This is a genomic window from Lysinibacillus sp. NPDC094177 (assembly GCF_050279145.1).
Classification (GTDB): domain Bacteria; phylum Bacillota; class Bacilli; order Bacillales_A; family Planococcaceae; genus Lysinibacillus.
Genome location: NZ_JBNNTW010000017.1, coordinates 1 through 18535 on the forward strand (window position 1 = coordinate 1; position 18535 = coordinate 18535).

Here is an 18535-nt window from a genome sequence, read left to right on the forward strand (position 1 = left end):
TGTGCGAAAGCGTAGTGCAACGTAGCGACAGCAACAGCAGGATGTTGGTCACGAAGGCGTTATCACAGGACGTGATGGTTTTAGCCTTCGTTCCTTTATTGCTGATCCCCAAGGAGTCGCCCAGCCCACTCCAATCAACCTATATGAATGGCATAGGTTTTAATAAACTAATATCATCCTAGAATTTTGGTAATAAGCAAAATACAATTCCTATAAAATCTTATCTACAATATTCTTTCCTTTAATTGATTCCATTCTAATAAAAAAGGTTATAGTATTGATATTGTTATTTATGCAATTCTGTCACAAAACCGCTACATTTAGCGTTTTCTGCGGGGTTTTCACTATGTAGCTAGATGAAATCGATTCTCAATTAGATTTATTTCATTGAAAATGAGGAAAGTTGATTCTCATTGTCAATAGTGATTAACAATAATCTGAAAATGCTTACAAACTCTTTATTATTAAGGATTGTTTCGGAGAAAAATGAAAGTGATTGAAATGGTTTGCATAGAGAACGATTTTCAGTTAAGATTAGAATGATGATAATTAAGGAATGGTACACCATTCACTGAACACACTATGGAGGTATTTTCATGTCAACTTTAGTTATTAAAGATCTTCACGTTGAAATCGACGGGAAAGAGATTTTAAAAGGCGTAAACCTTACAATTAATACAAATGAAATTCATGCAATCATGGGACCAAACGGAACTGGTAAATCAACACTAGCTTCTGCAATCATGGGTCACCCTAAATATGAAGTAACTTCAGGTACAGTAGAACTTGATGGCGAAAATGTACTTGAAATGGAAGTGGACGAGCGTGCTCAAGCAGGTTTATTCCTTGCAATGCAATATCCTTCTGAAATCGCTGGTGTAACAAATGCTGACTTCTTACGCTCAGCTATCAATGCACGACGTGAAGAGGGCGATGAAATTTCTCTAATGAAATTTATCCGTGAATTAGATAAAAACATGGAATTCCTTGAAATGCACGAAGATATGGCACAACGTTATTTAAATGAAGGTTTCTCTGGCGGTGAGAAAAAACGTAACGAAATTCTTCAATTAATGATGATTAAACCTACTTTCGCAATTTTAGATGAAATTGACTCTGGTCTTGATATTGACGCGCTTAAAGTTGTTTCAAAAGGAATCAATGCAATGCGTGGAGAAGGATTCGGCTGCTTAATGATCACTCACTACCAACGCCTACTTAACTACATTACACCAGACCATGTACACGTTATGATGCAAGGTCGCGTTGTTAAATCAGGTGGCGAAGAATTAGCACAACGTTTAGAAGCTGAAGGCTATGACTGGATTAAAAAAGAATTAGGTATCGAAGAAGAAACTGAAGAACAAGAAGCATAAGAGGGAGGACGAACTAGCATGACAGTGGAACTTAACTTGCCTGTAACAGTACAGGACGTGCGCTCGTTCTCAGAAGCAAATGGAGAACCGGCTTGGTTTACAGAACTTCGCGCGGCAGCACTAGACAAAGTAACTGGTTTAGATTTGCCAAAACCAGACAGAACAAATATTACAAAATGGGATTTCGTAAACTTCCCAACTCACACAGTTGACAGTGAAGGATTCGCTTCACTTGATGCATTACCAGAAGAAGCAAAAGGTTTAATTAATTTTGAAGCACAAGAAAACCTTTATATTCAACGCAATAACACACCAGCTTTCATTAAAACATCACAAGAACTAGCTGATAAAGGTGTTATTTTTACAGATATTTTAACAGCGGTTCGTGAACATGGCGACCTTGTTAAAAAGTACTTTATGACAGAAGCTGTGAAAGTTGATGAGCATAAATTAACAGCACTTCATGCGGCACTTGTTAACGGTGGTGTGTTCGTATACGTACCGAAAAATGTCGTTATCGAACAACCGCTTCAAGTAGTATTTTTAAATGATAACGCAGAAGCTTCATTATATAACCACGTGTTAGTTGTAGCTGAAGCAAATTCAGCTGTAACATATGTTGAAACATATATTTCAACAGTTGAAGAAGCAAAAGGTCAAGCAAATATTATTGCAGAAGTAGTAGTTCAAGACAATGCACAAGTTACTTACGGTGCGGTTGATGTGCTTGCGAAAGGATATACTACTTATGTAAATCGTCGTGCACGACTAGCTCGTGATGCGAAAGTAGATTGGGCTCTTGGCTTAATGAATGACTCAGATACTATTTCTGAAAACATTACACATCTAATCGGTGACGGTTCTCATGCTGATACGAAAACAGTAGTTGTTGGTCGCGGTGAACAAAAACTTAACTTTACTACTGAAGTTCGTCACTGGGGTAAGAACTCAAATGGTCATATCTTAAAGCATGGTGTAATGAAAGACGCAGCACAATCAATCTTTAACGGTATTGGCTACATCGAACATGGTGCGACAAAAGCGGATGCACAGCAAGAATCACGTGTGTTAATGCTTTCTGAAAAAGCTCGTGGCGATGCAAACCCAATTCTATTGATCGATGAAGATGATGTAACAGCAGGACACGCAGCATCTGTTGGTCGAGTTGATCCACTACAACTTTATTACTTAATGAGTCGTGGTATCTCGAAAGCAGAAGCAGAGCGCCTTGTTATCCATGGATTCCTTGCGCCAGTTGTTACGCAATTACCTATCGAAGGCGTTCAAAAGCAACTGACGGAGGTTATTGAAAGGAAAGTTCGCTAATGATGAATAAAGACATTAAAAGCTATTTCCCAATTTTAGATCAGGAAGTAAACGGTCATAAGCTCGTTTACCTTGATAGCGCAGCAACTTCTCAAAAGCCTATTCAAGTGATTGAAGCAATGAAACATTATTATGAATTCGATAATTCTAATGTTCACCGTGGTGTGCATACATTAGGTAACCGTGCTACTGACAAGTATGAAGGTGCACGTGAAAAGGTTCGTAATTTTATCAATGCTACATCAACACAAGAAATTATTTTTACTCGCGGTACTACAACTGCTTTAAATACAGTAGCATCAAGTTATGGTCGTGCTAATGTTGCTGAAGGTGATGAAATTGTCATTACTCACATGGAGCACCACTCTAATATTATTCCTTGGCAACAACTAGCGAAGGAAAAAAATGCAACGCTGAAATATATTGAGCTTGAAGCGGATGGCACACTTAATCTAGAAAAGGTTCGTGCGACAATTACACCTAAAACAAAAATTGTGTCGGTGTCAATGGCGTCAAACGTCCTTGGAACGATTAATCCAATTAAAGAAATCGCTCAAATCGCGCATGCTAACGGTGCTGTAATGGTAGCGGATGGTGCACAAGCAGCACCACATATGAAAATCGATGTACAGGATCTAGATGTAGATTTCTTAGGATTCTCTGGGCATAAAATGTGCGGTCCAACTGGAATAGGTGTACTATATGGTAAAAAGGAACACCTTGAAAAGATGGAGCCAATTGAATTTGGTGGCGAAATGATTGACTTTGTTGGACTTTATGAGTCAACGTGGAAGGAATTGCCGTGGAAATTTGAAGGTGGAACTCCTATTATTGCAGGTGCAGTAGGTTTAGGAGCCGCTATTGATTTCTTAACTGAAATTGGGCTAGATAACATTGCGGAGCATGAGCATAAGCTTGCTGGATACGCGATGGATCAGCTTGAAACAATTGACGGACTTAAAATTTTCGGCCCACGTGACCCAATGAAGCGTTGTGGCCTTGTAACGTTTAACCTAGACGATGTACATCCACATGATGTGGCAACGGTTCTTGATATGAATGGTATTGCTGTTCGTGCAGGACATCATTGCGCACAGCCACTAATGAAATGTCTTCAACAAGTAGCGACAGCGCGTGCAAGCTTCTATCTGTATAACACAGAAGAAGATATTGACCGCCTAGTTGCAGGGTTACGTTCTGCGAAGGAGTATTTTGGCGATGTCTTTTAATAATTTAGATCAACTATATCGTTCAGTCATTATGGATCACTATAAAAATCCTCGTAATAAAGGATCTATTGAAGAAGATGCTGTTACGATCGATATGAACAATCCGACTTGTGGAGACCGCATTCACTTAACGCTAAAAGTGACTGACGGTATTGTAGAAGATGCGAAGTTTGACGGTGAGGGCTGTTCAATTTCCATGTCTTCTGCTTCCATGATGACGCAGATCATTAAAGGAAAAAAAGTTGAGGAAGCTTTAGAGCTTGCTGAAATTTTCTCTAAAATGATGATGGGCGAAGAATATAGCGAGAAATATGACCTTGAGGATGTTGAGGCACTACAAGGTGTTTCTCAATTCCCTGCACGTATTAAATGTGCGACATTAGCTTGGAAAGCAATGGAAAAAGGTGTGAAGCAATAATATCTAAATTTGAGTGAAAGTCACTATAGGTGCTTTCACTCAAAGTAAGATACCGAGCTTTAAACAAAATAACAATAATGCATGAACGGAGGAGAAACGATGGCTAAAAAAATGCCTGATATTGGCGATTACAAATACGGATTCCATGACAAGGACGTATCAATTTTCCGTTCAAAACGTGGTTTAACTGAAGAAATCGTCCGTGAAATTTCAAATATGAAACAAGAGCCAGAGTGGATGCTTGAGTACCGCTTAAAAGCACTTGAAACTTTCTATACAAAACCAATGCCGCAATGGGGTGGCGACCTAGGAGATTTAGATTTTGATGAAATTACGTATTACGTAAAACCATCAGAAGCTACACAAAAATCTTGGGATGAAGTACCTGATGAAATCAAAGCTACTTTTGATAAATTAGGTATTCCAGAAGCAGAGCAAAAATACCTTGCAGGTGTATCTGCTCAGTACGAATCTGAGGTTGTTTATCACAACATGAAACAAGACCTTGAAGACCTTGGTATTGTGTTCAAAGATACTGACTCAGCTTTACGTGAAAACGAAGATATTTTCAAACAATACTGGGGCAAAGTAATTCCTTACACTGACAACAAATTCGCTGCATTAAACTCAGCTGTTTGGTCAGGTGGATCATTCATCTATGTACCACCAGGTGTAAAAGTGGAAACTCCATTACAAGCATACTTCCGTATTAACTCTGAAAACATGGGTCAATTCGAACGTACGTTAATTATTGTAGATGAAGGCGCTCACGTACACTACGTTGAAGGTTGTACAGCTCCTGTTTACACTACAAACTCTTTACACTCAGCAGTAGTAGAAATTGTTGTACGTAAAGATGCATACTGCCGTTATACAACGATTCAAAACTGGGCAAACAACGTTTACAACCTAGTAACAAAACGTACAGTTGTTGAAGAAAACGGTACAATGGAATGGATCGACGGTAACATCGGTTCTAAGTTAACAATGAAATACCCAGCTTGTATCCTTAAAGGTGAAGGCGCTCGTGGTATGACATTATCTATCGCATTGGCAGGTAAAGGGCAACACCAACACGCAGGTGCGAAAATGATTCATATGGCACCTAACACATCTTCAACAATCGTTTCTAAATCGATTGCTAAACAAGGTGGTAAGGTAACGTATATGGGTCAAGTACGTTTCGGCCCTAAAGCAAGTGGTGCACGTGCTAACATCGAATGTGATACGTTAATCATGGACAACCAATCTACTTCAGATACAATTCCATACAACGAAATCTTAAATGATAACGTTTCTTTAGAGCATGAAGCGAAAGTTTCAAAAGTATCAGAGGAACAATTATTCTACTTAATGTCTCGTGGTATTTCTGAAGAAGAAGCGACAGAAATGATCGTAATGGGCTTCATCGAGCCATTCACAAAAGAATTACCAATGGAGTACGCAGTAGAAATGAACCGCCTGATCAAGTTTGAGATGGAAGGCAGTATTGGGTAATACGCCTAAAATGTCTGGTATATAAAGGTTTTAGAAGAACAATAAAATCAGATGTGCCGAAAACATGCCGATTCAGATAGGAGACGAACTTTTGAAGTTCGTCTCCTTTTTTTAATTTTCAAGGTAGGTACTTAATATTGTTTTGATGGTTCGAAGGGTCGTTATAAAATTGAGAAAAAACGGTTGGGGAATTATCGATAGGAATATTAAATGCTATAAACGATTTATACATAGAAAAATTGTCCTTTTCCATCTGACTCCTAGCCATATATGCTATTTTATTGTTTTCTAAGTTCGTTGCGAATAACTGTGATTCACCATTAGGAAACTGTACCCAATTATGATCGAAAAATGGTAATAAAGCATTTATATGCCCCAATGTATTATTAATAAAATTAAATTTTCCTAGAAAATGATCAAAAATTGATTGAGTTAAGTTTTCACCGAATATTTGAGGGGACGTAAATGTAGAAGGTTGTAATGTATCTTGATGACCGTAATTTTGAGTTTGCTTATTTATATGTGTTATATTGGGGCTTTTTGAAAAAAAAATAAAAACCATACAGCGTGATTTTGCTCGTCCGCTGCAGCACGTCGAAATCTTTCTTTAATTATTGGATCATTTGCTTTATCTGCTATATCTAAATAAAAATCAACGGTTTCTTGTTCATCTTTAAAGGCAAATTCGATTCCTTCCCTAAAGTAATCCGGGCATTCCTCGATTATTTGGTAAGACGGCTTTCTTCCTGTTAAATTTGTATAAATTTTTCTAAATTCCTCGAGATGACGTTTTTCATCCTTTTGTATCTCAAGTATTCTATTCTTTTCATCCTCAGTAGGCGCCATTTTGGCTAACTTTTCATAACAAACAATAGCACTATACTCACCATTGATTGCCTTCTGAATATCATTTACAAGTTGAGCATCGTTTAGCATATGATAATTATCATTATACTGTGGAGCATAATGATAATAGTATTGATTTGAATACATGATTGTCCTCCTTTTGTTAAACTTCTTTCGGCGGGTGTCCAAATATCCGTATCTGTCGCTATGCTTTCGGTACAAAAGACATCCGCTGAAATAGCTGCGTTAACACAGCGCTTTCGCACAAAAAAACATTAGTCGCTGACGCTACGCTTTCGCACAAAAAAACATTAGTCGCTGACGCTACGCTTTCGCACAAAAAACATCTGCGGGCCTAAGCACAAAGCTGATTCCGGACACAATTATCCCGAGGCATAATTGATCCATCAACTTATCTTATGCTTTGTGTATAGGTAATTGTGCAAAGTCATTTTTATTAAACAGTTGACTTATTTTCTTGTTGTAACTATAATGGTTACAGCTGGAGGTGATGAAGATTAAAATTAGCAGTCGTTTTACAATCGCTGTTCATATTTTATCAATCATCAAACAAAATCCATCGACCATTTGCACATCAGAATTTATGGCGGAAAGCGTAAATACAAATCCGGTAGTGATTAGGAAGATATTATCCTATCTTAAAAAGGCAGGTATAGTGCAAGTGCGCCGGGGAACAGGTGGAGCTTCTTTAGTCAAAGATCTAGATGCTATCACTTTGCTAGAGGTTTTTCGTTCAGTAGAAGTTGTAGAAGAAGATAAGTTATTTCATCTACATGAAAATCCAAATCCTGATTGTCCTATTGGTGCAAATATACAGGCTGTGTTAGAGCTAATTTTAGTGCAGGCACAAGAAGCGATGGAGCAAGTATTAGCCAACATTACTATGGAACAAGTGATTACATCTTTAATCCAAGAAATTCAACAATCACAATAAGTGCATGCATTCTTTTCGAATGCATTATTTATTGACTGAGTTGTAACTAAAATGGTTACAACTAAAAAAGAAAGGAAGGTTTTATTGGGTGACTCTTAAAATAAAAGCATATTCGGATTTTATTTGTCCTTTCTGTTTTTTAGGGAAAGGGCCATTAGATGAAATTGCAAAAGAAAAGGATATTGAAATAGAGTGGATGCCATTTGAATTAAGGCCAAAACCATTTCCAAAAATCGATCCTTGGAAAGAGCCTGCTAAATTAGGGTCGTGGGATTCCTATATTCTCCCTACAGCCAAAAAGCTAGGGATTGATATGCGATTACCATGAGTATCTCCACATCCTTATACGAATTTAGCTTTTGAAGGATACCAATTCGCTAAAGTATAAGGAAAAGGAAATGAATTTCATCATAGAGTTTTCACAGCGTTTTTCCAAGAGGAACAAAATATTGAGGATGTAGAAGTGTTAACTCAATTAGCGAATGAGGTAGGTCTGCAAAAAGAAGAATTCAAAGAGGCTTTGTTTTCAGGTAAATATCGTGAAGTACATCAAGATGCTTTAAAGCATGCATATGAAGAAGCAAATATTACGGCTGTTCCTACACTAATTATTGGTGATGAAATAATTCAAGGATTAACTAGTAAAGAAAGAATAGCACAAGTCATCGATCAGCAATTAAAAAAATAGGTAATGTAAGGTAGCTTATAAAATAAAGCTGCATGTAAAAGTCTATAAAAAATTTAATTAAAATTTGGAGGAAATACAAATGTCAGTAACAACAACTAATTTAAAAGAAGCAATTATTAATCGTCGTTCAATCCGTAAAGTGAAAAAGAACGCAGCGATTACAAAAGAAAAAATTGAAGAACTATTAAAAATTAGTGTACATGCACCATCTTCATTTAATATGCAAAGTGGACGTCTAGTAGTTTTAATGGATAACGAGCACGAAAAGTTTTGGGATATTGTCAAAGAAACATTACGTGCACGAGTTCCAGCAGAAAATTTCGCTGCAACAGAAGAGCGTTTACAAGGCTTTAAAGATGGCGTAGGAACAATCTTATTCTTTGAAAACCAAGCAACAATCAAACAAATGCAAGAAAATGCACCTTCTTATAAAGAGCAATTCCCATTCTGGTCACATCAAGGAAATGCTATGCTACAATATGCAACATGGATGTCTTTAACTACTGAAGGAATTGGAGCATCTATTCAGCACTATAATCCAATTATTGACGAGGAAGTTAAACAAACTTGGAATATCCCTGCAGAATGGAGCCTAGTAGCTCAAATGCCATTCGGTGAACCAAATGAACAACCAGGAGAAAAAACATCATTACCTTTTGAAGATGTAGTGAAGTTTTATTAAAAAAGCCTAACTACAATTATGCCCCGTTAAGTGACACGTTCACTTAACGGGGTTTTAACATATTTGGTATCACCACAGCTATCGGCATGATCGCAGTTAAATAAACGAACAATTACCTATTTTTTTATTAAGTGTCAGGACTTAATTTACAATCTAAAGAAAGCAAGCTTGTTATACAAAGCACTTATCAATGTAGGCATTTACGGGAATACAAACCTTAAATTTCCATTTATCAATCTTTGCATATATTTTGACAAAAGTTGATAAACTTCGAATAGAAGGTAGCTAGAAATCCCGCCAGATCAATATTTATGGCAGTTTTTTATAAGTTTGAACGCTCTTTTTCGTAAATTTGTGAAATTATAAATATATAGTATGATAGATACAATCTACTATTTTTAATAAGGTATATTATTGGTTTCTTTACGATTAGACATTATAGGAGGGGAAATACTTTGAAAATAAAGGATTTTCGCTACTCTTTTGTGCAACTAATTATTACATTCCTTGCATTTTGCCAATCAATTTTAAAAAATGATAGTGGTTTAGCAAGTTTTGTTGTCTATTTATTAATCGTGAAATTCACTTGTTTTTTCTAGCGAATATTTGTTAATGCATTATTCCAATAAAAATAAACGGAATAATTAAAATAAAACACATGGTCTCTTTGTGATGATTCAAGTAATATTCACTATATTTTTATTTGTTATTTTTTGGTCTATAATTTTGTTTTATTAAAAATCTAATAGATCATAGTCGAAAATTTTACGAAAAATAAAATAGCATCTATAGAAATAACATTTGAATATGAACAACTTGCTAACTCGCTGGGTAAATTATTTGAAATCTTTTTTGTCATGGAAGGGTCAATCCCTTAGAAAATCTTCAGACACTCAAAAAATGGTGTGATCATTGATATATCATTTAAATGGTGTAGAGGGAGGAGAATATGAAAATTTATATTTCAATTTGTGATGATAATATTAAAGATACATTAATTTTAGAAGAGAATATTAACAAGGTCTTTAATCAAATAAAAGAAGCCACTATTGAAATCGATGTTTATCATAATCCACATAACTTTTTAGAAAATTTCCAGAAGGGTCTAGAAAAATACAATATCATTTTCTTGGATATAGAAATGCCTGAAGAAAACGGTATAAGAATTGCCCGAAAAATAAGAGATATTGATTCGGATGTATTAATCATTTATGTAAGCAGCTATGACAGGTATATGAGAGAAAGCTTTGAAGTACAACCATTTAGATATATCCTCAAACCAATAAAATTTGAAGAGTTGAGAAAATCAATTTTTCAAGCTTTTCATTTTATTGTAAACAATAATAATTTGATTACTTTTTCATTAAAGAATACTACTTATCAGCTTCGTATAAAAGATATTATCTACATAACCGTAGAGAACGGGAGAAAATTAAATATAATAACATCAGAAAACGAATATAAAACTTATGGTAAACTTGGAGATTTAGAAAAATATTTAAAACCATATTTTTTTGCGAGAGTGCATACAGGTTATGTAGTTAATATGGACAATATTCGATCAATAAATAATGTTCAAATCATTATGAATAACGAGGATGAGATTCCAATAAGTAGAGGTAGACGGCAGGAATTTAAGCTTCAATATCACAATTTTATTGAATTAAGATTAATATAATGGTGAACACTATGGAAATTAACTTATTTCAAATTTTGCTATTAATTCTTTTTTATATCTTTATTAGTTTACTTCAAGGTTATTCACTCTACATTTTTTTATGTATTTTTTTTCAGAGAAAGATAACTTTAATAAAAATGTTTTTTATCATCTTTGGCACTTTGCTCTTAAAATCTTTAATAGGAAGCTATTTAAGTAGTATTGGAATTATTATTTTCTCAGTTTTAATGTATTTTATCGTTTCTGTAAAAGGTTTTTATGGAGATTATCCTCAAAAAATTTTTGTATCTATATACTATACGGTTTTTGTTCTTTGTACGGAGCTTTTAATTACATTTTTATTCGGATTCGTTAGCAATTTTGTAGAACCATTTATTATTTATAGTGTGCAAATGTTATTTGTTATAACCATTACCCTTTTAATTGTAAAAAGACTATATGTATTTAAAAATGATAGTTTTATTACATTAACCTCTAGAGAATGGCTCACTTTAACAGTTATATCAATGTGTTCATTAGCTATACTATTGGTAAATTTATACAAAATGGATAAAGATATCGCAAGCATTAACGAATATATGAATATTCAATTTGTAATCATGGTTGTATGTTTATTAGTAATGAACATAGCCATTTTATTTTTATACCAGAAACTTCTTGAATTCACAAATAATAAATTAAAATCACAATTAATTGAAAGACAAATTTTAGAATATGAAAAAAGATTTCAAAATCAAAAAAAAATACACTATTTACGCCATGATATTAAAAATATTCTAATCACAATTAGAGGTTTCATTATTAGTAGATCAACTGCGAAGGCAGAAAATTATATTGATACAATCATTGAAAGCCACGCTATGTCTAATGAGTCTATTACGGGGCATGTCGTAATTGATGCTATTTGTAATGAAAAGATTGAAGAGGCAAAAAAAAGAGGGATTTCTATTATAAAGAACATTGTAATCCCTTATGATATGCCTCTTGAAGGTAAGGAAGTCGAATTATCTTTAATATTAGGCAATGTTTTAGATAATGCTTTAGAAGAAGTGGTTACATTTAAAAATCAAAAAGAACGCTGGATTGAGATTGAAATGAGATATTATAATGAAAATCTCATCATTAGAGTAATGAATCCTATGAAAAATATGAAAAAAATAAAGGATTCTAGTGAAAAAAACACTTTGAATGCTAGAGGAAATGGTTTAAATATTATTAAAATGTTTGTTGAGAATTTAAATGGAACGATAACTTTTGACCAGTCAGATCAAGTATTTAAGGTTATTATCCTTCTGAATATGGAATAGGAATAATGAATGTCTAAATGCCCTGAAGATCCGTATCTTCAACGGCACTTAGACATTTTTTTTAGATCACAGGATGTTATTTACTACAACATCCATGCAAGTTACTACATATTGGTGAAAAACCCCTAAAGGCACGATAAATTATATGTGTATACTTCAAAAGAAGTACAAAAGTATTGAAGAGGGGAGGAAATAAAGATGCTATTTAATTCTAAAAGTAGATTTGGCTCAGGATGTATTAGCGTGGGAACAATATTTATTTGTATAAGTTACGGCAAGAATGGTTTATAGCTTTATAACTTAAAAGAAAGGTGTGGACATCTTTAACGTCTGTTAAGCTGCACCTTTCATTCAAGGATATTTAAGGAGTAGAGGTGATACATTGTGAAAAATATTTTATCTGTGCATGGTGTTTCTAAAATATTTAAAAATAACAAAGTATTAAATAATAACTCTTTTAACATAAAAGAAGGTGAAATTGTCGGATTAGTTGGAAGAAATGGGGCAGGTAAAACAACGTTAATGAAAGGAATACTGGGATTAGTTAATTTAAATACGGGTACTGTAAGTTATTTAGGGGATGAAAAATATACTAATAACTCAAAACTTATGGACTCATTAGGTTATCTTATTGATTATAAATTTTATGAAGATTTAAATGCAGCAGATAACATTACAATTCAGTGGCTATACAGTGGTAGGAATAACAATCAGCAAATGTCACAAAAAATTGATGAAATTTTGTCATTCGTCGGCTTGGAAAACAACCCTAAAAGAGTTTCTGAATATTCATTTGGAATGAAACAGAGGCTTAGATTGGCCTTGGCACTTATAGGTGAACCAAAACTGTTGATTTTAGATGAACCATTTGTAGGGTTAGACCCAGTTGGAATAAAGACATTTAAAGAATATCTTTTCAAACTAACAAAGGATAAAAAGTTAGCTGTACTTATGTCAAGCCATCAATTGTCTGAAATCGAAAATCTATGTACTAGATATCTTTATTTGGAAAACGGGAGGATTATGGAATATGAAGGATATAAAACCAAGGAAATTAAATTTGCGTTTTGTTCAACTAATAAGGATAATTTAGCGTTTCTAATTAAAAAATATCAAGAAGATATTTCAATTATTAACAACCAGATCATTCTCCATCAATCAAATAGTTATTCATACAATGACTTATTTTATGATTTTTTAGAATTGGGCATTGAAATTCAAAGTATAGATTTAGAAATAAATTCGATAAATGAATTATTTGAAAAGGATGAATGACCAATGGATAGTATAGCTTTGATGAGAGTGGAACTTTATAAACTTAAGAAAAAGAAAACGGTCAAGATTTTATTTCTCATAAGCATAATACCGTCATTTTTTTATGCTATGGCGATGAAATTTAACTGGAGCTTTGTTAGCGTTACTGTAGATGGATTTTCAATAATAAATTATATTACAAGTATATATACAATTATTTTTATATTAGGAATTCCTATGTTTATATTATTTTTCATTTCAACAAATTTAATCGCAAATGAAATATATGAAGGTCAGATGATGTTAGCTATCACTAGAGTGGCAAATAGGGAGCGGATATTAAGTGGAAAATTTTTAGCTATTACGTACTTATTATTTATATTTTTTATTACAAATATCATTGCTTCTATTGTTGCCTTTTACCTTTTTATTTATGATACGAAGTATTTTATACCTTTTACATTTAATATGGACACATTGAATAAAGTTGTTAATTTATTTGGCGTTCAAATCTTTTTGTTATTACTTTGCTACATTGTTATGCTCTGTTCGACAAGATTTAATTTAGTTATATCTATAGTATGTGGATTACTGTTTTTAACTATTACTTCATTTGCAAATTATATTCCTTATGTTAAATATATTTCTCCAGGTTATCTAGCATTGAGTGATCTTGATATCGGATCAAATTACTATATTGTATTCATTCAAATATGTATTAATTTAATGTTGTTTATTTTTATTGTTAGAAAAGGATGGAAAAACTTTAGGCAGATAGAGTTTTAAGAATATGGAAACGGAACTTAAAGTTTATCGTTTATTCACATATATTTTTACGACTATTCTAATGTTAGTTTGTACAGTATTTCTTACTTTTATTATTACGCTACTATTTAATTTTAAGCATCAACTCATGCTGTTAATGAATTTATCTTTTCCATTACTAATTTGTCTAGTGATTATCCCATGTCTAGTTAGAAGAAAATATATTAACATTTTTTTAATAGGCAATAGACAATTATTAATAACAACAGCATTGTACCTTGGTATTTTACCTGTTCTCTTTTTTTATGTTAGTATGCAGGAGCCTTTAGTATATTGTGTACATTTATTAGTTATTTCAATTGCAGAAGAATTTTATTGTAGGGGTGTTCTCACTAAAGAATTACAAAAATCTTTTTCTAGAAAGAGAACATTAATAATTGTAAGTTTAATATTTGCGTTAATATTTCATCTTAATGAGTCATTTGTGCAAAATCTTTTTATAAGATTTCCTTTAGGGTTAGTGCTGGGTATAGCTTACAATAAAACCAACAATATATGGATACCAATTTTGATTCATACTGTTTATAACTCACTTATTATTATAATTATAGGAGGACAGTGAGCGTGAAATTATTTCAATTGTGGATTTTTTCCCCCGTTATATTAGGGATCAACTCGATTTTAATTTTTTACTTTATTAATTCAAATTCAATACCACTAGGGCTAATCTTTTTAACAATCTCTATTTTCTTACCTGCAATTATATATTTCTTTATGGTAAGAGAAACTTCCAGGGGATACGAGCCTATAATTATTGCAGGGATTATGGCAACAATTAATAGTTTTTATTTTTATCTTTTAGCCAACCTCATTATAAAAAAAGAGTCTATCGATAATATTTCGAATTTTCTGTCTTCGTATAATGACGAAAACTTGGAAATATCTTTTAGCATTACGGGTGCGAAACCTGTGTTGTCACTATGGTTTATTACTTTTCTTAGCATATTAGTAGTACATAAAATAAAACATTTCATCTTAGGGAAGAAGGTTAACTATGGATAAAGTATTAATAAATAAAAAAGTAACGTTTAATGATTATATTCGAATTTTTACAGTAGATGATATTCATTTTATTGGAAATTTAAAGAATACTGTAATTGTTGGTTTAGATCAAGAAGGAAGAAATTTAGTATTAGATATTCGAAAAAGTAAATTAATTGAATTAGAAACTGAAAATAAAAAACAACTATTTGACTTTTTGGATAAAAATGATTTTTTTATCGAACCTAATAATGAAGTTTCGAAAAATAATCATAAACTAGATGTAGCTTATGTTCATGTTACAAATAAATGTAATTTGCACTGTACTGGTTGTTATTCACTTAATGATAGTAGGAACTGTGTGGAAGACTTAGGAAAAAGCGAAATCTTATCAGTGATTGATCAACTGTGTGATGTTGGAATTAAGTCTGTGGTTATTTCAGGTGGAGAACCTCTGATGAATAAGGATATAGTCGAAATTCTTAATTATGCAAAAAACGAAAAAAAGTTAATGGTAACTCTAATCACAAACGGAATGATTAGAAAAGCGGATATTATAAAAAATTTGTATGGGAAAGTTGATGTAGTAAGTGTATCTGTAGATGGTTATAGTAATGAACACCCAACCTTTTTAAGGGATGAAGGTATTTTTGAAAGAGTTATTGGTACAGTTAAAATATTTAAAGAGTATGGATTAGATGTCTCGATATTACCGACAATTCATTCTAAAAATTTTTATCGTATTACTGAGTATTTGAAGTTGGCGGATTCATTAAAAGTACCCATTAGCTTTAGTTTACTAAGTTGTAGCACGGAAGTTTTTCGAGATTTCATTCCAAGTAAACAACAATTGAAAGATTTAGCTGATATTTTATATGGTAATGGTGCAATTATTGAAGATACTACATTTACTGGTGATCTTGGATTAAGAAATAATTGTGGTGCAGGAACTAGTACGATAAGTATTGGTACAGACGGTCACGTTTATCCATGTCATGCTCTTATGTATCCAGAATTTGATATGGGGAATTTATTAGAATTTTCATTAATTGATATACTTGAACAAAATGAGATTGCACAAGAATTCCAAGATTTATCGGTTGAAAAAATTAGCGGCTGTAACAAGTGTGATTTAAAGTATTTTTGTGCTGGATTTTGTCGAGCGAGATCGTTCTATGATTATAATACAATTTATAAACCAGATCCGTATTGTAGTTTAAGCAAAACATATAATAAGAGAGTTTTGAGTGAGTTGAAAGCACATCTCCAACAGTAGAGTGTACAGTGTCAAAGTGGCTAGTTCTTAGGCAATATTTTGTACTTTCTTCAAAACATAGTTATTGGTGATGAATGGAGGATAGCATATGCTTTCCTATTTAAATAAGGTTAAAAAAGTTTTTATCTTTTTAATTTTTTTCCTAATTCTTGGATCACTTTCTAGTGTACTTTTTGCAATAATAATTGAAAGAGCTATTGATGTAACGGTGACTGGAGAATTTTATGAATTTAAGAAAATCTTGTTTTATTTCTTATTGTTTGTAGTTGGAAGTTTTTTAATTGGTTATATTAGTAATGTTTTAAACGCTAAATTAAATAAAAAAATAATGGTGAATTTAAGAAGAGATGTTTTTATATCCTTAATTTTTTTAAAATTTGATGATTTTAAGAAGACTAGTTCAGGAAATAAGATATCAATTTTCGAAAATGATTTAAAAATAATTGAACGCGATTATTTTAATAGTATAGTTTCCATTATTCAAAGTCTACTCTTATTTATATTTTCTGTAATCTATTTAATTAAGATTAACTTCATATTAGCTTTGAGCATTATAATAGGAAGTATCTTATTGTTAATAATACCTGTTTTATTTAGTAGGGAGCTTAATATATTAAACAATAAGCTTTCAGATCAAGTTGGTAAGTATTTAACTAGTATTAAAGACTACTTTACGGGAATAGAAGTCATTAAATCGAATAGTATTGAAAAGAAAGTAATAGAAGAATACACAATTTACAATGGGAAAATGGAAGATGCACGCTATAATTTTAATAATAAACTAGCTTTATTTGAACAAGTTTCGTTGAATAGTAGTTATATACTGGTTGTGATTTGTTTTGCTGTTGGTGGTATTTTATTATTACATAAGGATATTTCAATTGGACAGTTGATTGCTTCAGTTCAATTATTGAATAATATAATGAGTCCGGCATCAAACATTAGTCAATCTCTTATGGGTATTAAAGGGTGCACGCTACTCATTGAAAAGATTAATAACTTACTTAATAGTAAAAAAGAATCTGGATTGTCTGAAGAAATTTCCTTACCACATTTATATACTATTCAACTTAAAAATGTAAGTTATTCTTATGAAACGAAGGAGAACGCTTTAAAGAGTCTCAATCTAACGTTGGAAAATAAAAATAAATATGCGATCGTAGGGACTAGTGGAAGTGGAAAGTCAACTATATTAAAGTTAATAACTGGTTTCATTGATTCGTTTTATATAGGTGATATTTTCTTAAATAATAAAAATATCCGCGATATTAAGAGTGAAGAATTACTTAACTATTTTTCATATATTCATCAAGATACTTTTATATTTAATGATACGATTGAAAACAATATAACATTGTTTCAAAATTATTCTAAAAAAAAGCTCGATAAAGCTATTCGTGATGCACAACTATATGAATTAATAGAACAGCTTCCTGAACGAATGCAATATATATGTAGTGAAGATGGATTTAACTTATCTGGTGGTGAAAAACAAAGAATTGCAATCGCTAGGGCTTTATTACGAGACTCTCCTGTTATAGTTTTAGATGAAGGAACAAGAGCATTAGATAATGGAACAGCCTCAAAAATAGAAGAAATTCTACTACAACTTAATGATAAATTAATAATTGTAGTAAGTCATAAATTAGAAGAAAATTTTTTGAATAAATTTGATCAAATAATTTGTTTACATAATGGTGAGATAACTGAAACAGGAAGCTTTTACGAACTTGTGGAGAAAAAGCAATTCTTTTTTAGCCTGTACAATGTATACAAATAATCACATCTATTGATTAATAAAAGAGAGGTTCGTACGAATATAAGTTGTAAACCCAACATCTACAAGGAAAAATCTCTCTTGATTAAGATTAATACGATTTTGGATTTTCATACTTCTTTCATATCATATGAAAATCCAAATCCTAATTGTCCTATAGGTGCAAACATATAGGTTTTGTTAGTGCTAATTTTTGTACAGATACAAGAAGCAATAGAGCAAGTAATTACAACAATCGCAAAAAATGCATTCTTTTCAATGAATGCATTTTTTTTTTGCTCAACTTGTAACTGGAAATGTTACAAGTGAAAGTGGAAGAGTAAAGTAAAGGAAAGTTAGCAGTGACATTTTTTAAAACGTATACCATGTGTTTAGGTTGATTGGAGTCGAGGGTGGGCGACTCCTTGGGGATCAACGAAT

General features: G+C 32.4%; 16 protein-coding genes and 1 pseudogene. 16 read left to right on the forward strand and 1 reads right to left on the reverse strand.

The annotated features are described in order from the left end of the window. Nucleotides 1-596 precede the first annotated feature (596 nt). The 5 genes from sufC to sufB all read left to right on the forward strand — a co-directional run bounded on the left by sufC (nucleotide 597) and on the right by sufB (nucleotide 5846). On the forward strand, nucleotides 597-1376 hold the full coding sequence (gene sufC / locus ACQKNC_RS19820; RefSeq protein WP_024362714.1) for a Fe-S cluster assembly ATPase SufC: 780 nt from the start codon (nucleotides 597-599) through the stop codon (nucleotides 1374-1376). An 18-nt stretch (nucleotides 1377-1394) separates the two neighbouring features. Then, the gene (gene sufD / locus ACQKNC_RS19825) at nucleotides 1395-2702 is read left to right on the forward strand and encodes a Fe-S cluster assembly protein SufD (protein WP_427426450.1); all 1308 of its coding nucleotides are present in this window, start codon (nucleotides 1395-1397) and stop codon (nucleotides 2700-2702) included. Continuing rightward, nucleotides 2702-3931, forward strand: coding sequence for a cysteine desulfurase (locus tag ACQKNC_RS19830; RefSeq protein ID WP_427426451.1), 1230 nt, complete (start codon nucleotides 2702-2704; stop codon nucleotides 3929-3931). Before sufD ends, ACQKNC_RS19830 begins: the two co-directional genes overlap by 1 nt. Next, nucleotides 3921-4349, forward strand: a complete 429-nt coding sequence (gene sufU / locus ACQKNC_RS19835; protein WP_427426452.1) for a Fe-S cluster assembly sulfur transfer protein SufU — start codon at nucleotides 3921-3923, stop codon at nucleotides 4347-4349. Before ACQKNC_RS19830 ends, sufU begins: the two co-directional genes overlap by 11 nt. A 99-nt stretch (nucleotides 4350-4448) precedes the next feature. Beyond that, complete coding sequence (sufB, locus tag ACQKNC_RS19840) at nucleotides 4449-5846, forward strand: Fe-S cluster assembly protein SufB (RefSeq protein ID WP_031417705.1); 1398 nt, start codon at nucleotides 4449-4451, stop codon at nucleotides 5844-5846. 525 nt (nucleotides 5847-6371) lie between these two features. Here the strand turns inward: sufB and ACQKNC_RS19845 are convergent. Beyond that, nucleotides 6372-6839, reverse strand: a complete 468-nt coding sequence (locus ACQKNC_RS19845; RefSeq protein ID WP_427426453.1) for a ferritin-like domain-containing protein — start codon at nucleotides 6837-6839, stop codon at nucleotides 6372-6374. Nucleotides 6840-7209: 370 nt separating this feature from the next. On the opposite strand from ACQKNC_RS19845, the gene ACQKNC_RS19850 reads away from it, so the two are divergent. The 11 genes and pseudogenes from ACQKNC_RS19850 to ACQKNC_RS19900 all read left to right on the forward strand — a co-directional run bounded on the left by ACQKNC_RS19850 (nucleotide 7210) and on the right by ACQKNC_RS19900 (nucleotide 18118). Beyond that, a complete protein-coding gene (locus ACQKNC_RS19850; RefSeq protein WP_049669190.1) occupies nucleotides 7210-7647 on the forward strand; it encodes an Rrf2 family transcriptional regulator in 438 nt (145 codons plus the stop codon). Nucleotides 7648-7735: 88 nt separating this feature from the next. Beyond that, nucleotides 7736-8335, forward strand: a pseudogene (locus ACQKNC_RS19855) (DsbA family oxidoreductase). 79 nt (nucleotides 8336-8414) lie between these two features. Next, complete coding sequence (locus tag ACQKNC_RS19860) at nucleotides 8415-9017, forward strand: nitroreductase family protein (RefSeq protein WP_100546176.1); 603 nt, start codon at nucleotides 8415-8417, stop codon at nucleotides 9015-9017. 949 nt (nucleotides 9018-9966) lie between these two features. After that, nucleotides 9967-10695, forward strand: a complete 729-nt coding sequence (locus tag ACQKNC_RS19865) for a LytR/AlgR family response regulator transcription factor (protein ID WP_427426454.1) — start codon at nucleotides 9967-9969, stop codon at nucleotides 10693-10695. Nucleotides 10696-10706: 11 nt separating this feature from the next. Further along, nucleotides 10707-12002 carry a sensor histidine kinase gene (locus tag ACQKNC_RS19870; RefSeq protein ID WP_427426455.1) on the forward strand — a complete coding sequence of 432 codons (1296 nt, stop codon included), beginning with the start codon at nucleotides 10707-10709 and terminating at the stop codon, nucleotides 12000-12002. A 384-nt stretch (nucleotides 12003-12386) separates the two neighbouring features. After that, nucleotides 12387-13277, forward strand: a complete 891-nt coding sequence (locus tag ACQKNC_RS19875; protein ID WP_427426456.1) for an ABC transporter ATP-binding protein — start codon at nucleotides 12387-12389, stop codon at nucleotides 13275-13277. A gap of 3 nt (nucleotides 13278-13280) precedes the next feature. Beyond that, nucleotides 13281-14042 (forward strand): hypothetical protein, encoded by a 762-nt coding sequence (locus ACQKNC_RS19880; protein WP_427426457.1) that lies wholly within the window; start codon nucleotides 13281-13283, stop codon nucleotides 14040-14042. Nucleotides 14043-14334: 292 nt separating this feature from the next. Then, nucleotides 14335-14643 carry a CPBP family intramembrane glutamic endopeptidase gene (locus tag ACQKNC_RS19885; protein ID WP_427426520.1) on the forward strand — a complete coding sequence of 103 codons (309 nt, stop codon included), beginning with the start codon at nucleotides 14335-14337 and terminating at the stop codon, nucleotides 14641-14643. Nucleotides 14644-14645: 2 nt separating this feature from the next. Next, on the forward strand, nucleotides 14646-15083 hold the full coding sequence (locus ACQKNC_RS19890; RefSeq protein WP_427426458.1) for a hypothetical protein: 438 nt from the start codon (nucleotides 14646-14648) through the stop codon (nucleotides 15081-15083). Continuing rightward, a complete protein-coding gene (locus ACQKNC_RS19895) occupies nucleotides 15076-16338 on the forward strand; it encodes a radical SAM protein (RefSeq protein WP_427426459.1) in 1263 nt (420 codons plus the stop codon). Before ACQKNC_RS19890 ends, ACQKNC_RS19895 begins: the two co-directional genes overlap by 8 nt. A gap of 88 nt (nucleotides 16339-16426) precedes the next feature. Beyond that, nucleotides 16427-18118, forward strand: coding sequence for an ABC transporter ATP-binding protein (locus tag ACQKNC_RS19900; protein ID WP_427426460.1), 1692 nt, complete (start codon nucleotides 16427-16429; stop codon nucleotides 18116-18118). Nucleotides 18119-18535 lie beyond the last annotated feature (417 nt).

Coding starts and splice junctions, on each gene's coding strand:
- sufD (WP_427426450.1), top strand. CDS start 1,395: ATGACAGTGGAACTTAACTTGCCTGTAACAGTACAGGACGTGCGCTCG.
- sufB (WP_031417705.1), top strand. CDS start 4,449: ATGGCTAAAAAAATGCCTGATATTGGCGATTACAAATACGGATTCCAT.
- ACQKNC_RS19870 (WP_427426455.1), top strand. CDS start 10,707: ATGGAAATTAACTTATTTCAAATTTTGCTATTAATTCTTTTTTATATC.
- ACQKNC_RS19830 (WP_427426451.1), top strand. CDS start 2,702: ATGATGAATAAAGACATTAAAAGCTATTTCCCAATTTTAGATCAGGAA.
- ACQKNC_RS19895 (WP_427426459.1), top strand. CDS start 15,076: ATGGATAAAGTATTAATAAATAAAAAAGTAACGTTTAATGATTATATT.
- sufU (WP_427426452.1), top strand. CDS start 3,921: ATGTCTTTTAATAATTTAGATCAACTATATCGTTCAGTCATTATGGAT.
- sufC (WP_024362714.1), top strand. CDS start 597: ATGTCAACTTTAGTTATTAAAGATCTTCACGTTGAAATCGACGGGAAA.
- ACQKNC_RS19880 (WP_427426457.1), top strand. CDS start 13,281: ATGGATAGTATAGCTTTGATGAGAGTGGAACTTTATAAACTTAAGAAA.
- ACQKNC_RS19900 (WP_427426460.1), top strand. CDS start 16,427: ATGCTTTCCTATTTAAATAAGGTTAAAAAAGTTTTTATCTTTTTAATT.
- ACQKNC_RS19860 (WP_100546176.1), top strand. CDS start 8,415: ATGTCAGTAACAACAACTAATTTAAAAGAAGCAATTATTAATCGTCGT.
- ACQKNC_RS19885 (WP_427426520.1), top strand. CDS start 14,335: ATGCAGGAGCCTTTAGTATATTGTGTACATTTATTAGTTATTTCAATT.
- ACQKNC_RS19865 (WP_427426454.1), top strand. CDS start 9,967: ATGAAAATTTATATTTCAATTTGTGATGATAATATTAAAGATACATTA.
- ACQKNC_RS19845 (WP_427426453.1), bottom strand. CDS start 6,839: ATGTATTCAAATCAATACTATTATCATTATGCTCCACAGTATAATGAT.